At 64.2% G+C, this 14,293-nt stretch carries 15 protein-coding genes; 13 read left to right on the top strand and 2 right to left on the bottom strand.

Features of this window, described 5'->3' with window-relative positions:
- The 13 genes from EOA49_RS24650 to EOA49_RS24590 form a co-directional block, all read left to right on the top strand.
- The coding region (locus tag EOA49_RS24650) for an ABC transporter ATP-binding protein (protein ID WP_164749275.1) at positions 1-331 on the top strand (331 nt) is incomplete at its 5' end.
- An 82-nt stretch (positions 332-413) separates the two neighbouring features.
- Positions 414-1,013 (top strand): VOC family protein, encoded by a 600-nt coding sequence (locus EOA49_RS24645; protein ID WP_245460783.1) that lies wholly within the window; start codon positions 414-416, stop codon positions 1,011-1,013.
- A 186-nt stretch (positions 1,014-1,199) separates the two neighbouring features.
- Complete coding sequence (locus tag EOA49_RS24640; RefSeq protein ID WP_127243401.1) at positions 1,200-3,494, top strand: bifunctional salicylyl-CoA 5-hydroxylase/oxidoreductase; 2,295 nt, start codon at positions 1,200-1,202, stop codon at positions 3,492-3,494.
- Positions 3,495-3,663: 169 nt separating this feature from the next.
- The gene (locus tag EOA49_RS24635; RefSeq protein ID WP_127242051.1) at positions 3,664-4,422 is read left to right on the top strand and encodes an SDR family NAD(P)-dependent oxidoreductase; all 759 of its coding nucleotides are present in this window, start codon (positions 3,664-3,666) and stop codon (positions 4,420-4,422) included.
- Entirely contained in the window at positions 4,416-4,880 is a 465-nt protein-coding gene (locus EOA49_RS24630) for a MarR family transcriptional regulator (protein WP_067324419.1), read from the top strand. Before EOA49_RS24635 ends, EOA49_RS24630 begins: the two co-directional genes overlap by 7 nt.
- Positions 4,877-5,689 (top strand): enoyl-CoA hydratase family protein, encoded by an 813-nt coding sequence (locus EOA49_RS24625; protein WP_067324417.1) that lies wholly within the window; start codon positions 4,877-4,879, stop codon positions 5,687-5,689. Before EOA49_RS24630 ends, EOA49_RS24625 begins: the two co-directional genes overlap by 4 nt.
- Before the next feature lie 231 nt (positions 5,690-5,920).
- A complete protein-coding gene (locus EOA49_RS24620) occupies positions 5,921-7,069 on the top strand; it encodes an acyl-CoA dehydrogenase family protein (protein ID WP_067324415.1) in 1,149 nt (382 codons plus the stop codon).
- Between the two features lie 42 nt (positions 7,070-7,111).
- On the top strand, positions 7,112-7,507 hold the full coding sequence (locus tag EOA49_RS24615; RefSeq protein ID WP_067324413.1) for a RidA family protein: 396 nt from the start codon (positions 7,112-7,114) through the stop codon (positions 7,505-7,507).
- Positions 7,508-7,733: 226 nt separating this feature from the next.
- Positions 7,734-8,462 (top strand): GntR family transcriptional regulator, encoded by a 729-nt coding sequence (locus tag EOA49_RS24610; RefSeq protein ID WP_127243400.1) that lies wholly within the window; start codon positions 7,734-7,736, stop codon positions 8,460-8,462.
- A gap of 159 nt (positions 8,463-8,621) precedes the next feature.
- Positions 8,622-9,761, top strand: coding sequence for an aminotransferase class V-fold PLP-dependent enzyme (locus EOA49_RS24605; protein ID WP_127215134.1), 1,140 nt, complete (start codon positions 8,622-8,624; stop codon positions 9,759-9,761).
- 82 nt (positions 9,762-9,843) lie between these two features.
- Entirely contained in the window at positions 9,844-10,629 is a 786-nt protein-coding gene (locus tag EOA49_RS24600; protein WP_127241770.1) for an ABC transporter substrate-binding protein, read from the top strand.
- Between the two features lie 108 nt (positions 10,630-10,737).
- A complete protein-coding gene (locus tag EOA49_RS24595; RefSeq protein WP_067324409.1) occupies positions 10,738-11,412 on the top strand; it encodes an amino acid ABC transporter permease in 675 nt (224 codons plus the stop codon).
- 39 nt (positions 11,413-11,451) lie between these two features.
- On the top strand, positions 11,452-12,732 hold the full coding sequence (locus tag EOA49_RS24590) for a cysteine desulfurase-like protein (RefSeq protein ID WP_127215133.1): 1,281 nt from the start codon (positions 11,452-11,454) through the stop codon (positions 12,730-12,732).
- Between the two features lie 23 nt (positions 12,733-12,755).
- On the opposite strand, the gene EOA49_RS24585 is transcribed toward EOA49_RS24590, so the two are convergent.
- Positions 12,756-13,580, bottom strand: a complete 825-nt coding sequence (locus EOA49_RS24585) for a dipeptide ABC transporter ATP-binding protein (protein ID WP_095799476.1) — start codon at positions 13,578-13,580, stop codon at positions 12,756-12,758.
- Between the two features lie 13 nt (positions 13,581-13,593).
- Positions 13,594-14,293, bottom strand: a 700-nt coding sequence (locus EOA49_RS24580; protein WP_164749274.1) for an ABC transporter ATP-binding protein, incomplete at its 5' end; no start/stop codon positions are given.

Raw genomic sequence — 14,293 nt, 5'->3', positions numbered from 1 at the left:
GGCGCTGGCGCTGTCGCCGAAATTCGTTTTGGCCGACGAGATCGTCTCGGGCCTCGACGTCTCGACGCAGGCACAGATCCTGACGCTGCTGGAAAAGCTCGCGGCCGAGATGGGGCTGACGGTCGCCTTCATCAGCCATGATCTGTCGGTGATCCGGCGGCTCTGCCGGCAAGTCATCGTCATGCGCGAGGGAAGGATCGTCGAAGCCAGCGCAACCGACGTGCTCTTCGACAATCCGAAGGAGACTTACACGCGCGACCTGCTCGCTGCCATCCCGCTGCCTGAGATCGATGCGGACTGGCTGCAGCCGCCTGCAAAGGCACCGGCATGAGAAAGGCAAACCTTGTCCGCACACCGAACAGCGGGCCTCGGATGTGCATGGGAGCAAAGTCAGCCCGCCAAAGGAGGGTGACATGAAATACGCAAGAAGCGGCGCAATGCTCGGCGCAATCCTGTTCGGCTCAATGGGAACGGCTTCGGCCGACTCGATCCCCGGCATGCGCGGCCACGACCATACCGGCGTCACCGTGCCCGACATGAAGCAGGCCGTCGACTTCTTCACCAATGTGGTCGGTTGCAAGAAGGCGATGTCCTTCGGCCCGTTCGCCGACGACAAGGGCACCTTCATGCAGGACCTGCTCGGCGTCGATCCAAAAGCGGTAATCGAGGAGATCACCCTGGTGCGCTGCGGCTATGGATCGAACATCGAATTGTTCAAATACACCGCGCCCGACCAGAAGGACCTGACGCCGAAGAACAGCGACATCGGCGGCTTCCATATCGCCTTCTATGTCGACGATGTCGCCGCCGCGAAGGCCTATCTCGACGCCAAGGGCGTGAAGACCAGGATGGGTCCTCTGCCGGTCAAAGAAGGACCGGCCGCCGGCCAAACCATCCTCTATTTCCAGGCGCCCTGGGGACTGCAGCTGGAAGCGATCAGCTATCCCGACGGCATGGCTTACGAGAAAGGCGCCGAGACGGTGCTGTGGAGTCCCAAAGATCCAGCCAAGTGAGCTGATCGCGCCGCGATTGTTCAATCATGAAACTTTAAGCTTGAAATAGTTGTCGGCAGGCGCGATACTGATGTTGGAATCGCCGGCCCCTCGGCGGTCCCGGGTGCCCTTTGAGCGTTTGACGCAATTCCGGACGGAAACCGCTACGCACTTTTCCTGGAATTGCTCTAGAGGAGATCGCAAGACATGAAGGTTGCGGTTCTCGGCGGCGGACCGGCCGGCCTCTATTTTGCCATTTCGCTGAAGCTGCGAGACGCCGCGCATGACGTGACGGTCTACGAGCGCAACCGCCCCGACGATACGTTCGGCTGGGGTGTGGTGCTGTCGGCCGAAACGCTGGAGAACCTGACCAGGAACGACCCTGTCAGCGCGGTCTGGATCAGGAAGCATTTTGCCTACTGGGACGACATCGCCGTCATCCATGACGGCGTGCGCACGGTGTCGACCGGCCACGGCTTCTGCGGCATCGGCCGCAAGCGGCTTTTAATCCTGCTCCAGCGCAGAGCCCGCGAGCTCGGCATCAAGATGATGTTCGAGACCGAGATTTCCGATCCTAAGCCGTACATGGAAACGCACGACCTTGTCGTTGCGGCCGAGGGATTGAACTCGAAGTCGCGCGCCACCTTCGCCAACGTCTTCAAGCCCGACATCGACACGCGCAAATGCAAGTTCGTGTGGCTCGGCACCACGCAGAAATTCGACGACGCGTTCACCTTCATCTTCGAAAGGACGCAGCACGGCTGGGTGTGGGCGCATGCCTACCAGTTCGACAGCGAGACCGCGACCTTCATCGTCGAATGCAGCGAACAGACCTGGGCTGCCTTCGGTTTCGGCGCGATGACGCAGCAGGAATCGATCGCGGTCTGCGAGCGCATTTTCGAAAAGCATCTCAGCGGGCATCCGCTGATGACCAATGCCAACCACATCAGAGGTTCGGCCTGGATCAACTTCCCGCGCGTGCTGTGCGAGCGCTGGTCTTACAAGAATCTGGCGCTGATGGGCGACGCGGCGGCATCGGCGCATTTCTCGATCGGCTCCGGCACAAAGCTGGCCCTGGAGAGCGCCGTCGCGCTCGCCGACTATGTCGAGTCCGAGCCCGACCTCGAAGCGGCCTTTCGCAAATACGAAGATGCTCGCCGTACCGAGGTGCTGAAACTGCAATCGGCGGCGCGCAACTCGCTCGAATGGTTCGAGGAAGTCGAACGTTATCTCGGGTTGGATCCAGTTCAATTCAACTATTCGCTGCTCACCCGCTCGCAGCGCATCAGCCACGAGAACCTTCGTCTGCGCGATGCCGACTGGCTGGCGGGCGCGGAGGAATGGTTCCAGCGCAAGGCCGGCGCCGGCGGCAACATGCTGCGCCGCGCGCCGATGTTCGCGCCATTCAGACTGCGCGAGATGGCGCTCACGAACCGCATCGTCGTCTCGCCGATGGCCCAATACAAGGCGGTCGACGGCTGCCCGACCGACTGGCATTTCGCCCACTATGCCGAGCGCGCCAAGGGCGGGGCCGGGCTCGTTTATATCGAGATGACTTGCGTCAGCCCGGAGGGACGCATCACCCCTGGCTGCACCGGCTTCTACAAGCCCGAGCATGAGGTCGCCTGGAAGCGGCTGGTCGATTTCGTCCACGCCGAGACCGAAGCCAAGATCTGCGCCCAGATCGGCCATTCAGGCCCGAAGGGCTCGACCCGCCTCGGCTGGGAAGGAACGGACGAGCCGCTGCCCTCCGGCAACTGGCCGGTGATAGCGCCTTCAGCCGTGCCGTGGTCGCCACAGAATCAGGTGCCGAAGGCGATGAACCGCGCCGACATGGACCTTGTGCGCGACCAGTTCGTCGCCTCGGCGGAGATGGCCGAGCGCTGCGGCTTCGACATGCTGGAGATCCATGCCGCGCATGGCTATCTGCTCTCCGCCTTCATCACGCCGCTGACCAACAGGCGCACCGACGACTATGGCGGCTCGCTGGAGAACCGCATGCGCTATCCGCTGGAGATCTTCCACGCGGTGCGCGCCGTGTGGCCGGCCGAAAAGCCTATCTCGGTGCGCATCTCGGCCAATGACTGGGTAGGGATCGAAGGCGTCACGCCGGCCGATGCGGTCGAGATCGCCAAGCTTCTGCATCAAACCGGCGTCGATCTCTGCGACGTCTCGGCCGGCCAGACCACAATCGCCGCCAAGCCGGTCTATGGCCGCATGTTCCAGACGCCGTTCTCCGACCGCATCCGGAACGAGGTCGGCATGGCGACGATGGCGGTCGGCAACATCTACGAGCCGGACCACGCCAACTCGATCCTGATGGCAGGACGCGCCGATCTGGTGGCGCTGGCCAGGCCGCATCTCAGCGATCCCTATTGGACGCTGCATGCGGCGGTCACCCTCGGCGATCGCGGCGTCAAATGGCCGGATCCTTATCTGCGCGGACGCGACCAGATCTACCGGCTGGCCGAACGCGAAGCGGCGGCAGGGCTGAAGGTATGAGCGCATTTATGTTTTCACGTCGGCGCCGCCCCTCATCCGCCTGCCGGCACCTTCTCCCCGTGAAGGACGGGGAGAAGGCACAAGCTCAAACGCTGGCGGCCCCCTCTCCCCGTCCTTCACGGGGAGAGGGTAAGGATGAGGCGCAGCGCCTTGCCTGGAGGACTGGCGCATGATTGCCGGCAAGCATGCGCTGGTCACCGGCGGCGGCTCCGGCGTCGGCCGTGCGATCGCACTGTCGCTGGCGGAAGCCGGCGTCGAGGTCACCATCTGCGGCCGCCGTAAGGCCGCGCTGGATGAAGTCGCGAAGGCAAACGACCGCATCTTCGGCATCGGCGCCGATGTCACCGACGAAGCCGACATGACGGCGCTGTACGAGAAGGCCGAGGCGGCGCGCGGTCCCTTCGAGATCGTCGTCGCCAATGCCGGGATGGCTGTCAGTGCGCCGGCGCACAAGACCTCGCTCGCCGACTGGCAGCGCTCGCTCGACGTCAACCTCACCGGCGCCTTCCTGGCGGTGCAGCCGGCGCTTGGCGGCATGCTGGCGCGGAAGACAGGCCGTATCGTTTTCATTGCCTCGACCGCCGGACTGAAGGGCTACGCGTATGTCGCGCCCTACGTAGCGGCCAAGCATGGCGTCGTCGGGCTGATGCGGGCGCTCGCAGCCGAGACCGCCAAGTCCGGCATCACCGTCAACGCCATCTGCCCGGGCTTCGTCGAAACCGACATGCTGGAGGAATCCATCCAGCGCATCGTCGAGAAGACCGGCCGTTCCGCCGATGAGGCACGCGCGAGCCTTTCGGCTGCGAACCCGCAGGCGCGTTTCATCCAGCCGGAAGAGGTCGCCGCGGCGGTGCTCTGGCTCTGCGGCGATGCGGCGCGGTCGATCACAGGACAGGCGATCTCGGTCTCGGGAGGCGAGACATGGTAGCGGGACCGACGTCTATCGGGCCGGGCAAGGACAGGCTGCGGCTGTGGATCCGCCTGCTGCGTGCTTCGCGCACGATCGAGGCCGAGCTGCGCGAGCGGCTGAAGAAGGAGTTCGACACCACGCTGCCGCGCTTCGACGTCATGGCGGCGCTCTACCGCTCGCCGGAGGGCATGCTGATGAGCGACCTGTCGCGATTCCTGTTGGTGTCGAACGGCAATATCACCGGCATCGTCGACCGGCTGGTCTCCGAAGGGCTGGTGACGCGCGCGCGCCGCAACGGCGACCGCCGCACCTCGATGGTGCGGCTGACCGAAGAAGGTTCGAAGTCTTTCGCGGCAATCGCCGCGGCGCATGAGAACTGGGTCGGCGAGCTCCTCGGCACTGTCAGCGAGGACGAAGCGCGCCGGCTGACCGGCATGCTGAAATCGTTCCGCAGCAATTGGGAGGGACGCGAATGAGCGCCATGGCAAAGCTCAAGCCGAAGCACTTCCTCTGGGAGGTGGAAGGCAGGGTCGCGAAGGTCCGGCTCGACCGGCCGGAGCGCAAGAACCCGCTGACCTTCGACAGTTATGCGGAGCTGCGCGACACTTTTCGCGATCTCGCTTACGCCGATGATGTCGATGCCGTGGCGTTCCTGCCCAACGGCGGCAATTTCTGCTCGGGCGGCGATGTCCACGACATCATCGGACCCCTGGTCAAGATGGACATGAAGGCGCTGCTCTCCTTCACGCGCATGACCGGCGACTTCGTCAAGGCCATGCTGAATTGCGGCAAGCCGATCATCGCGGCGGTGGATGGCGTCGCCGTCGGCGCCGGCGCGATCATCGCCATGGCCTCCGACATCCGCATCGCGACGCCGGAAGCAAAGACCGCCTTCCTGTTTACCCGCGTCGGCCTCGCCGGGTGCGACATGGGCGCCTGCGCGATCTTGCCCCGCATCATCGGCCAGGGCCGCGCCGCCGAGCTGCTTTACACCGGCCGCACCATGAGCGCGGCCGAAGGCGAGCGTTGGGGCTTCTACAATCGGCTGGTCGATGCAGCGGCGCTCGAGGCCGACGCGCTCGAGATGGCAGCGCGGATCGTCTCCGGCCCGACCTTCGCGCATTGCATCACCAAGACGCAGTTGAACCAGGAATGGTCGATGGGTCTCGACCAGGCGATCGAGGCGGAAGCGCAGGCACAGGCGATCTGCATGCAGACCGGCGATTTCGAGCGCGCCTACAAGGCGTTCGTGGCCAAGGAAAAGCCGGTGTTCGAGGGGAAATGAGGATGGCTCTTTTAACGGAGACGTTTGCGGGACAGCGCCCCCCTCTGTCCTGCCGGACATCTCCCCCACAAGGGGGGAGATCAGCTGTCGTCTCTGCCTTCGCCAATCGCCAAGGTCGCAAGAATGAGCGGGGCGCCAAAACTGCCAATCTCCCCCTTTGTGGGGGAGATGTCCGGCAGGACAGAGGGGGGCGCCATAGAGCAGAGGCCTTGAAGAGTAGCGGAGGCACCGATGCCTGACCGTTCCTTCCTTAACTGGCCCTTCTTTGAAAGCCGCCATCGCGAACTTGCCGAAAATCTCGACGCCTGGTGCGCCAAGAACCTGCCCGTCGATCACCACGATGTCGACGCGGCCTGCCGCAATCTCGTCTCCATGCTCGGCCGCGACGGCTGGCTGAAGCCGACGGCGCTCGATCCCGACAAGCCGGAGCCGCTCGACGTGCGCACGCTCTGCATCACCCGCGAGACGCTGGCGCGCCATGACGGGCTCGCCGACTTCGCCTTCGCCATGCAGGGCCTTGGCACCGGCGCGATCTCGCTGTTCGGCACACCGGAGCAGCAGCGCTGGCTGGAAAAGACGCGGGCGGGCCAGGCGATCGCAGCCTTTGCGCTGTCGGAGCCGCGGTCGGGATCGGATGTCGCCAACATGGAGATGGCGGCTGTCCGCGACGGCGACTTCTATGTGCTTTCGGGCGAGAAGACCTGGATCTCCAATGGCGGCATTGCCGACGTATACATTGTTTTCGCCCGCACCGGCGAGGCGCCCGGCGCCAAGGGAATTTCCGCTTTGATCGTGCCTGCGGACACCAAAAGCGTTGGCATCGCCGAACGATTGGAAGTTATCGCCCCGCATCCACTCGCGCGGCTCTCCTTCGACAATGTGCGCGTTCCGGCTTCCGCCCTGATCGGCAAACCCGGCGACGGTTTTCGGATCGCCATGTCGGTGCTCGACGTCTTCCGCTCGACGGTGGGTGCCGCGGCGCTCGGCTTTGCTCGAAGAGCGTTGGACGAAAGCATCAAAAGGGTGTCCGAGCGAAAACTGTTCGGCGCGCCGATGGCCGAACTGCAGATGGTGCAGGGCCACATCGCCGACATGGCGCTGGATGTCGACGCCGCCGCCCTGCTCGTCTATCGCGCCGCCTGGACCAAGGATATGGGCGCCGCCCGCGTCACTCGCGAGGCGGCAATGGCCAAGCTGTTCTCCACGGACAAGGCGCAGGAAGTGATCGACAAGGCGGTGCAACTGCATGGCGGCGACGGCGTGCGCAAGGGCCACATCGTCGAGAGCCTCTATCGCGAGATACGCGCGCTGCGCATCTATGAGGGCGCTTCCGACGTGCAGAAAGTGGTGATCGCCAGGCAAGTGATGGGAGCGGCGTGAGATCATGCTTGCGGACCGCATTTCACTTAAGGGAGGCTAGACATGCACACGATCCTGCAGCCGGAAGGCTGGGCCAAACCGATCGGCTATGCCAACGGCGTTGCCGCGCGTGGCCGGCTGGTCTTCATCGGCGGCCAGGTCGGCTGGAATGCCGAGTGCCGGTTCGAGACCGACGATTTCGTCGATCAGGTGCGCCAGACCCTCACCAATGTCGTCGCCGTTCTCGCCGAGGCCGGCGGGGAGCCGCAGCACATCACCTCGATGACCTGGTATTTTACCGACAAGGCCGAGTACCTCGCCAACCTCAAAGGGATCGGCGAAGTCTACCGCGCCGTCATCGGCCGGCATTTTCCGGCGATGGCCGCCATGCAGGTGGTGGCGCTGGTCGAGGACCGGGCGAAGGTGGAGATACAGGCAATCGCAATTATTCCGGAGTGAGTCGGAGGCGCTACTGGCTTCTATTTCGCAATGGCCTGAAGCGGCGAAGGCGGCTACTCCAACTCGGCGCGCTCGAGGGATCGTGTCTGCCTTCCGTGCGTCAGCATTGCCGTGACAGTACGGCAAGGGCCGCTTGGCTGCCGCCACAATCTGTGATCAGATGATCATACCCGCGTCGGGCGGATATTCGCACATAAACTTTGCCGGCACCAAGGAAAGCAAAAGCGTGGCTCTGGGCTTCGAACCAGTATCGGGACGCATTACTGTCCAGGACGGCGTCTACCAGCAACTTCGCCATGCCCTGATGGTCGGCAGCTTCGATCCCGGGCAGGTGCTGACCATCGCCTCGCTGGCGGAGGCTTTCGGCACCTCAAACATGCCGGTGCGCGAGGCGTTGCGGCGGCTGGCGGCGGAGAACGCGCTGGAAATCTCGCAGAACGGCTCAGCCTGCGTGCCGGTGGTGACGCGGGCGCGGCTCGACGACCTCTGCCGGGCCCGGCTCGCCGTCGAGGGGCTGGCCGCCGAGCTTGGCGCGCCGCGCCTGACCGCAGCCGAGATCGGCTTGCTGCAAAGGGTTACTGACGACCAGCAGGCGATCGGCCGCGACGGCAGCATCTACGAGCTGATCGCCAAGAATCAGCAGTTCCACTTCACCATCTACCGCGCCTCCGGTTCCGATGTGCTGTTTCAGCTGATCGAGACGCTGTGGCTGCGCTTCGGTCCGTACATGCGGCTGTTGTCCAACCATGTCGCGCCGCTGATGCGCGCCGGCAGCATGGAGCCTTCGGGCCGGCACGTCGCGATCATAGCGGCCATCAAGAACAAGGATTTCACCCGCGCGCGCGACGAGGTGGTGGCCGATATCACGGCGACGCAAGCGACATTGCGGGCGATCTGTCCTGACGTGCCGGAGCCCAGACCGGTCGATTTTGCCGCTTTCGGAAGGGCGCCTTGATAGGCGGCCGCCGCAGAGTGGCTTTGAAGCCGCCTGGGCCAAGCTCCTGGACCAAGAGAACAGCCGGATTTTGAGGCGCTGACCCGCATTTCTTCAGCCGCGGCGCATTGATCCCTGTCCGTATTTGTGATCACATGATCACAGGGAGCGAGACAGCGAATGTCCGGCTATTTTCTCTATCATTCGATCGGCACCTTCCCCGGCAAGGCCGAGCGAATGGCCGCCTCGCTGACGGATTTCTCCAACATCTGGTCGGCGGAAGACGACGGTCAGTGGCCTGCCGCGCTTGCGGCGCGGCAACGCTTCATCGATGCCTGGAGGCGGCTGATCGAGGCGCCGCAAGGCACGCTGACCACGGCCGAGAATGTCACCGCCGCGCTCTATAGCCTGATCGGTGGCTTGCCGACGGAGCGGCTGGCGGGAAAGCGGCTGCTGGTCGCCGCCGACTGTTTTCCTAGCCTGCATTTCCTGCTGGCGGGCTTGGGAGAGCGTTTCGGCTTCACCCTCGACACCGTTCCATTGCGGCCTGGCGAGACCTGGGTTCGCGACCAGGATTTCATCGACCGCTGGCAGGCGGATGTCGGGCTCGCGCTCATTACCTTCGTCACCTCGACGGCCTCGCACCGCTGCGATGTCGGCCGCCTCGCCGCGCATGGCCGCGCCGTGGGCAGCATAGTCGGCGTTGATGTCACACAGGGCATCGGCGTGGCGCCGTTTTCGGTTGCCGCGACGCCGGTCGATTTCGTGGTCTCGACTTCGCTCAAATGGCTGTGTGGATCCTCCGGCGCCGGCATTTTGCAGGTCGCGCCTGACCTTCTGGCGTCCTGCCGGCCGGAGTTGCGGGGCTGGTTCAGTCAGCCGAACCCGTTCTCCTGGGACCTCGACGCTTTCACTTACGCCGACGATGCGCGCCGCTTCGATCATGGCACGCCGGCGATCCTGGCAAGCGTCGCCTCGCTGCCCGGGCTGGAGTGGGTGGAACAGACCGGCATCGACATCATCCGCGCGCAGAATGCCGGGCTCGTCGAGCGTATCATCGGCGCCGCGCTGGAGAATGGCTGGGAGATCCGCTCGCCGCTCGATGCCAGTGAACGCGGCGGCAGCGTAATGCTCGGCCTGCCGCAAGGCACCGAGCCGGCTAAGATCATAGCTGCGCTTCGCGACGAGCGGCTTTACTGTGATGCGCGCGGCACCACGCTGCGGCTGTCTCCCGGCATGGTCACCACAGAGACGGCGGTCGATGCGCTGATCGCGCAGCTCACGGAGCATATCGGTTCGCGGCGACGCCGTGCGTCGTGAATTCAGGTACCGCTCGCCTGCGGCGCCCGGGAGTTTGGCGCCGGAAAGGGGCGGATCAGGAACCGAACCAGAGGGAAGCAAGATGTTGAAACGTCTAGGACTGATTGGGATGGCCGTCGCTGCCGGCCTCGCCTTTGCGGCGCCCGCCTTCGCCGACAAGATCATGGTGGGCGCCTATCCGGCCAACCCGCCATGGGAATACAAGACCGATTCCGGTGCCTTCGAGGGGTTTGAGATCGACGTCGCCAATGATGTCGCCAAGCGCATCGGCGCAGAGGTCGAGTTCCAGGACCTCGGCTTCCAGGCGCTGTTCGCAGCGACCGCTTCGGGCCGCATCGACTTTGCCGTGTCCTCGATCTCGGTCACCAAGGAGCGGCTGCAGAACCAGGGCTTCACGCAAGCCTATTACGACAGCGACGGTACCATCGTCGGCAAGGCGGATTCCGCCATCAAATCGCTCGACGATCTGAAGGGCAAGACCATCGGGGTCATCGCCGGCTCGACAGGCGAAGCCTACATGGAGGAGAACGCCGCCAAGCTCGGCGTTGCAGAGACCAAGAGCTACAACGCCCAGCAGGACCTTCTGCTCGACGTGCAGAACGGCCGCATCGACGGCGGTGCGGGCGAGCTCGCCGGCTTCCTGTTCGCCATCAAGCAGATGCCAGCGCTGAAGATCCTGGTGCGCATCCCGACCGGCGAGCGCTTCGCCATGATGACCAAGAAGGGCCATCCGCTGCTTGAAAAGGTCAACGACGCCATCAGCGAAATGAAGAAGGATGGCACCATGGCCGCGATCCACAAGAAGTGGTTCGGCGTCGATCCGGAAGCCGGCACCAGCACGGTGACGCCTGGCCCGATCCCGCAATAAGCCGGCTAATCAGAAATTTAGACGGGAGCGGCAGCAAGAGCTGGCGCTCTCGCTTCGACCATTTGGGTCTCGCCCAACACGGCGAACCTTGTCTCACGGTGAGCGCCGATGGAACTGATCGACACCTTCTTCAACTGGGGCATCCTGGTCCGATCGTTTCCGATCCTGATCCGCGGTCTTGGCAACACCATTCTGCTCGGCTGCGCGGCGATCATCTTCGGCACGATCGGCGGGCTGGCGATCTGCCTGGTGCGGCTCTACGCGCCGAAGCCGCTCAGGCGGCTGGCGACGCTCTATATCGACATGTTCCGCGCGCTTCCGATCCTGGTGGTGCTGATCCTGATCTACTACGCCCTGCCCTTCATCGGCATCCGCCTGTCGTCCTTCGTCTCGGCAGCACTTGCGCTGTCACTGGTGTTGGCGGCCTTCACGGCGGAAGTCTGCCGCGCCGGCATCGAGAACATTCCGAAGGGCCAGTTCGAGGCGGCGTCGGCGCTCGGCCTGCCCTTTTGGGTCGCCATGCGCAAGGTGATCCTGCCGCAAGCGATCCGCGTCGTCATTCCGCCGCTCACCAGCAACTGCGTCTCGGTGTTCAAGGACACCGCGCTCGCCTCGGTGGTGGCGATGCCGGACCTCTTGAAGCAGGCGACCGACGCGCAGGCGCTGATGGCCAATCCGACGCCGCTGATCGGCGCGGCGATCATCTATCTCGCCTTCCTGTGGCCGCTGGTGCGGCTGGTCGGCTACCTCGAAGAGCGCGGCAAAGCCCGGTCCGCGCACTGATCCCCTTAGAATGACCTCGATTAGCTGAAGGAGACTCCCGTGAACCAGCACCATGTTTCGAAGGCGCAGGAGAGCGCCGCTTCGTTCCCGGTCGAGAAGATCCGCGCCATGTTCCCGGCGCTCCGGCAGGCCGGCGACTTCATCTTCATGGACAACGCCGCCGGTGCGCAGATCCCGCAAAGCGTGCTCGACGCGGTGACCAGCCATCTGGTGGCGCACAACGTGCAGCGCGGCGGCCGCTACGGCCGCAGCGTCACCGTCGACCAGTCCGTCGCCGAAGCGCGTGAGAGCGTGGCGGTTTTGATCAACGCCTACAGCCCGTCCGAAATCTGCTTCGGCATGAACGCCACCTCGTTCATCCGCCTTGTCAGCCTCGGCATCGGCCAGATGCTTTCGGAACGCGACGAGATCGTCGTCACCGACATGGACCATGACGCCAACATCGCCACGTGGTTGGCGCTGGAGCAGGCCGGCGCCAGGTTCAAATGGTGGCGCATGCGCGAGGACGGCAATCTGCATGTCGACGACCTCAAGCCGCTGATGTCGGACCGCACCCGGCTCGTCGCCTGCACGGTGACCGCGCACTCGATCGGTTCGATTGTCGATGTCGCTTCGGTCGCCAAGATCGCGCATGCGGCAGGCGCGGAAGTGTTCCTCGACTGCGTGCACTACGGGCCGCACGGGCTGATCGACGTGCAGGCCTGGGACTGCGACTATCTCGTCTGCTCAGGCTACAAGAATTTCTCGCCGCATATGGGTTTTCTCTGGGGCCGCTTCGAAACGCTGAAGCGGCTGCCGACCTTCCGCGAGGACTTCATCCCGGATGAGCCGCCCTACAAGGTCGAGGCCGGCACCTTCATTTACGAGAATGTCTCCGGCATCGACGCAGCGGTGCGCTACCTGGAGTCGATCGGCCGCAATTTCTTGGCCGAGAACAACCGCTCGCGCCGCGACAACATCGTCGCCGGCATGAACGCCATCCGCGAGTACGAGCTGACGCTGGCGCGCGAGATGATGAAGGTGCTGAAGGCCTGCGGCGCGACAATTTACGGCGTCGCCGACGAGGCGTGTATCCATGAGCGCGTGCCGACCTTCTGCTTCAACATCGGCACACTGTCGCCGCAAAGGATCGTCGAGGAGATGGCGGCCTTGCAGATCGGCATCCGCGACGGCCATATGTACGCGCCACGGCTGATGAAGCGGCTGAACCTGTCGATGGACAGCGGCGCGATCCGCGCCTCGCTGGTGCACTACAACACGGTCGAGGAAGTGCACCGCTTCGGTGAAGCGCTGCGGGCGATCATTGCGAAGCTGGCGTGACGCCCGGACGTCTGGTTCGAGCCTTACGCCGCCTTCTTCGCCAGCCTTGCCTTGATGCTTGCCACGTCGGCGCGCGGCGTCGCGGCGAAGAGCGTCTTGGTGTAGCTGTGCTTGGGGTCCGAGAAGACCTCGTCGCGCGAGCCGTATTCGACCGCCTCGCCGAAATACATCACCATGACGTCGTCGGCGATGTAGCGCACCACCGACAGATCGTGGCTGATGAAGACATAGGTCAGCTTGAACTCGTCCTGCAGGTCGGCGAGCAGGTTGAGCACCTGCGCCTGCACCGAAAGATCGAGCGCCGAGACCGGCTCGTCCAGCACCAGCAGGCTCGGGTTCAGCATCAGTGCGCGGGCAATGGCGATGCGCTGGCGCTGACCGCCGGAGAACATATGCGGATAGCGGTTGTAGTGCTCGGGGCCGAGGCCGACCTTCTTCAGCATGTTCATCGCCAGGTCGCGACGTTCCTCGGCCGGCTTGTCGGTATTGATCAGCAGCGGCTCGCCGAGCACGTCGCCGATCTTTTGACGCGGGTTGAGCGACCCGTAGGGATTCTGGAAGACGATCTGCACCTTGCGGCGCATTTCCTTGGTCAATCCGTCCTTGGCGATGTCGACCTTGTTGCCGTCGATGAACAAATCGCCGGCGGTCGCAGGATCGATCAGCGTGATGATGCGAGCGAGCGTGGACTTGCCGCAGCCGCTTTCGCCAACGATGGCGAGCGTCTTGCCCTTATCGACGCTGAAGGAGACGCCCTTCACCGCATGCACCGTGCGCGCGGGGCGGAACAGGCCGCCGCCGACATGGTAGTCGCGTTTGATGTTCTTGCCTTCGACAACCTTGGTCATGCGCCGGCTCCGGTCATGCACTGGCTTCTGGGGGCGCCGGCTCGAACAGCATGTCGGAGACGGTCGGCAGCCGGTCGCCGACGGCGTTCTCCGGCAGCGCCGACAGCAGCGCGCGCGTGTAGTTGCTCTTGGGGTTCTCAAACAGCGACAGCACGTCGGCCTCTTCCATCTTGCGGCCCTTGTACTGGACGATGACGCGATCGGCGGTCTCGGCGACCACGCCCATATTGTGGGTGATCATGATCAGGCCCATGCCGTATTTGGCCTGCAGCGACACAAGCAGGTCGAGAATTTGCTTCTGGATGGTGACGTCGAGCGCGGTGGTCGGCTCGTCGGCGATCAGCAGGTTCGGATTGCAAGCAATGGCCATCGCGATCATGACGCGCTGGCATTGGCCGCCCGACATCTGATGCGGGAAGGAGTTGAGCCGCTCGGCCGGCTCCGGGATGCCGACCTGCTTCAACAACTCGATGGCGCGCGCCCGGCGCTGTGCGCGATCCATGCCGAGATGGAAGCGCAGCACTTCCTCGATCTGAAAGCCGACGGTGAAGCAAGGGTTGAGACTGGCGATCGGCTCCTGGAAGATCATGGCAATGTCCTTGCCGATGATCTTGCGGCGCTCGGCCGGACCCATCTTGAGGAGATCGCGGCCGCCGAACGTCATGCGGTCGGCGGTGACAGTGGCGGGCCAGGGGCACAAACCCATAACCGCC

The organism is Mesorhizobium sp. M1A.F.Ca.IN.020.04.1.1 (assembly GCF_003997315.1).
Taxonomy (GTDB): domain Bacteria; phylum Pseudomonadota; class Alphaproteobacteria; order Rhizobiales; family Rhizobiaceae; genus Mesorhizobium.
The sequence above is the reverse complement of the archived record's forward strand: the minus strand, read 5'-3'. Positions and strand labels throughout refer to the sequence as shown.

Coding starts and splice junctions, on each gene's coding strand:
- EOA49_RS24645 (WP_245460783.1), top strand. CDS start 414: ATGAAATACGCAAGAAGCGGCGCAATGCTCGGCGCAATCCTGTTCGGC.
- EOA49_RS24640 (WP_127243401.1), top strand. CDS start 1,200: ATGAAGGTTGCGGTTCTCGGCGGCGGACCGGCCGGCCTCTATTTTGCC.
- EOA49_RS24635 (WP_127242051.1), top strand. CDS start 3,664: ATGATTGCCGGCAAGCATGCGCTGGTCACCGGCGGCGGCTCCGGCGTC.
- EOA49_RS24630 (WP_067324419.1), top strand. CDS start 4,416: ATGGTAGCGGGACCGACGTCTATCGGGCCGGGCAAGGACAGGCTGCGG.
- EOA49_RS24625 (WP_067324417.1), top strand. CDS start 4,877: ATGAGCGCCATGGCAAAGCTCAAGCCGAAGCACTTCCTCTGGGAGGTG.
- EOA49_RS24620 (WP_067324415.1), top strand. CDS start 5,921: ATGCCTGACCGTTCCTTCCTTAACTGGCCCTTCTTTGAAAGCCGCCAT.
- EOA49_RS24615 (WP_067324413.1), top strand. CDS start 7,112: ATGCACACGATCCTGCAGCCGGAAGGCTGGGCCAAACCGATCGGCTAT.
- EOA49_RS24605 (WP_127215134.1), top strand. CDS start 8,622: ATGTCCGGCTATTTTCTCTATCATTCGATCGGCACCTTCCCCGGCAAG.
- EOA49_RS24600 (WP_127241770.1), top strand. CDS start 9,844: ATGTTGAAACGTCTAGGACTGATTGGGATGGCCGTCGCTGCCGGCCTC.
- EOA49_RS24595 (WP_067324409.1), top strand. CDS start 10,738: ATGGAACTGATCGACACCTTCTTCAACTGGGGCATCCTGGTCCGATCG.
- EOA49_RS24585 (WP_095799476.1), bottom strand. CDS start 13,580: ATGACCAAGGTTGTCGAAGGCAAGAACATCAAACGCGACTACCATGTC.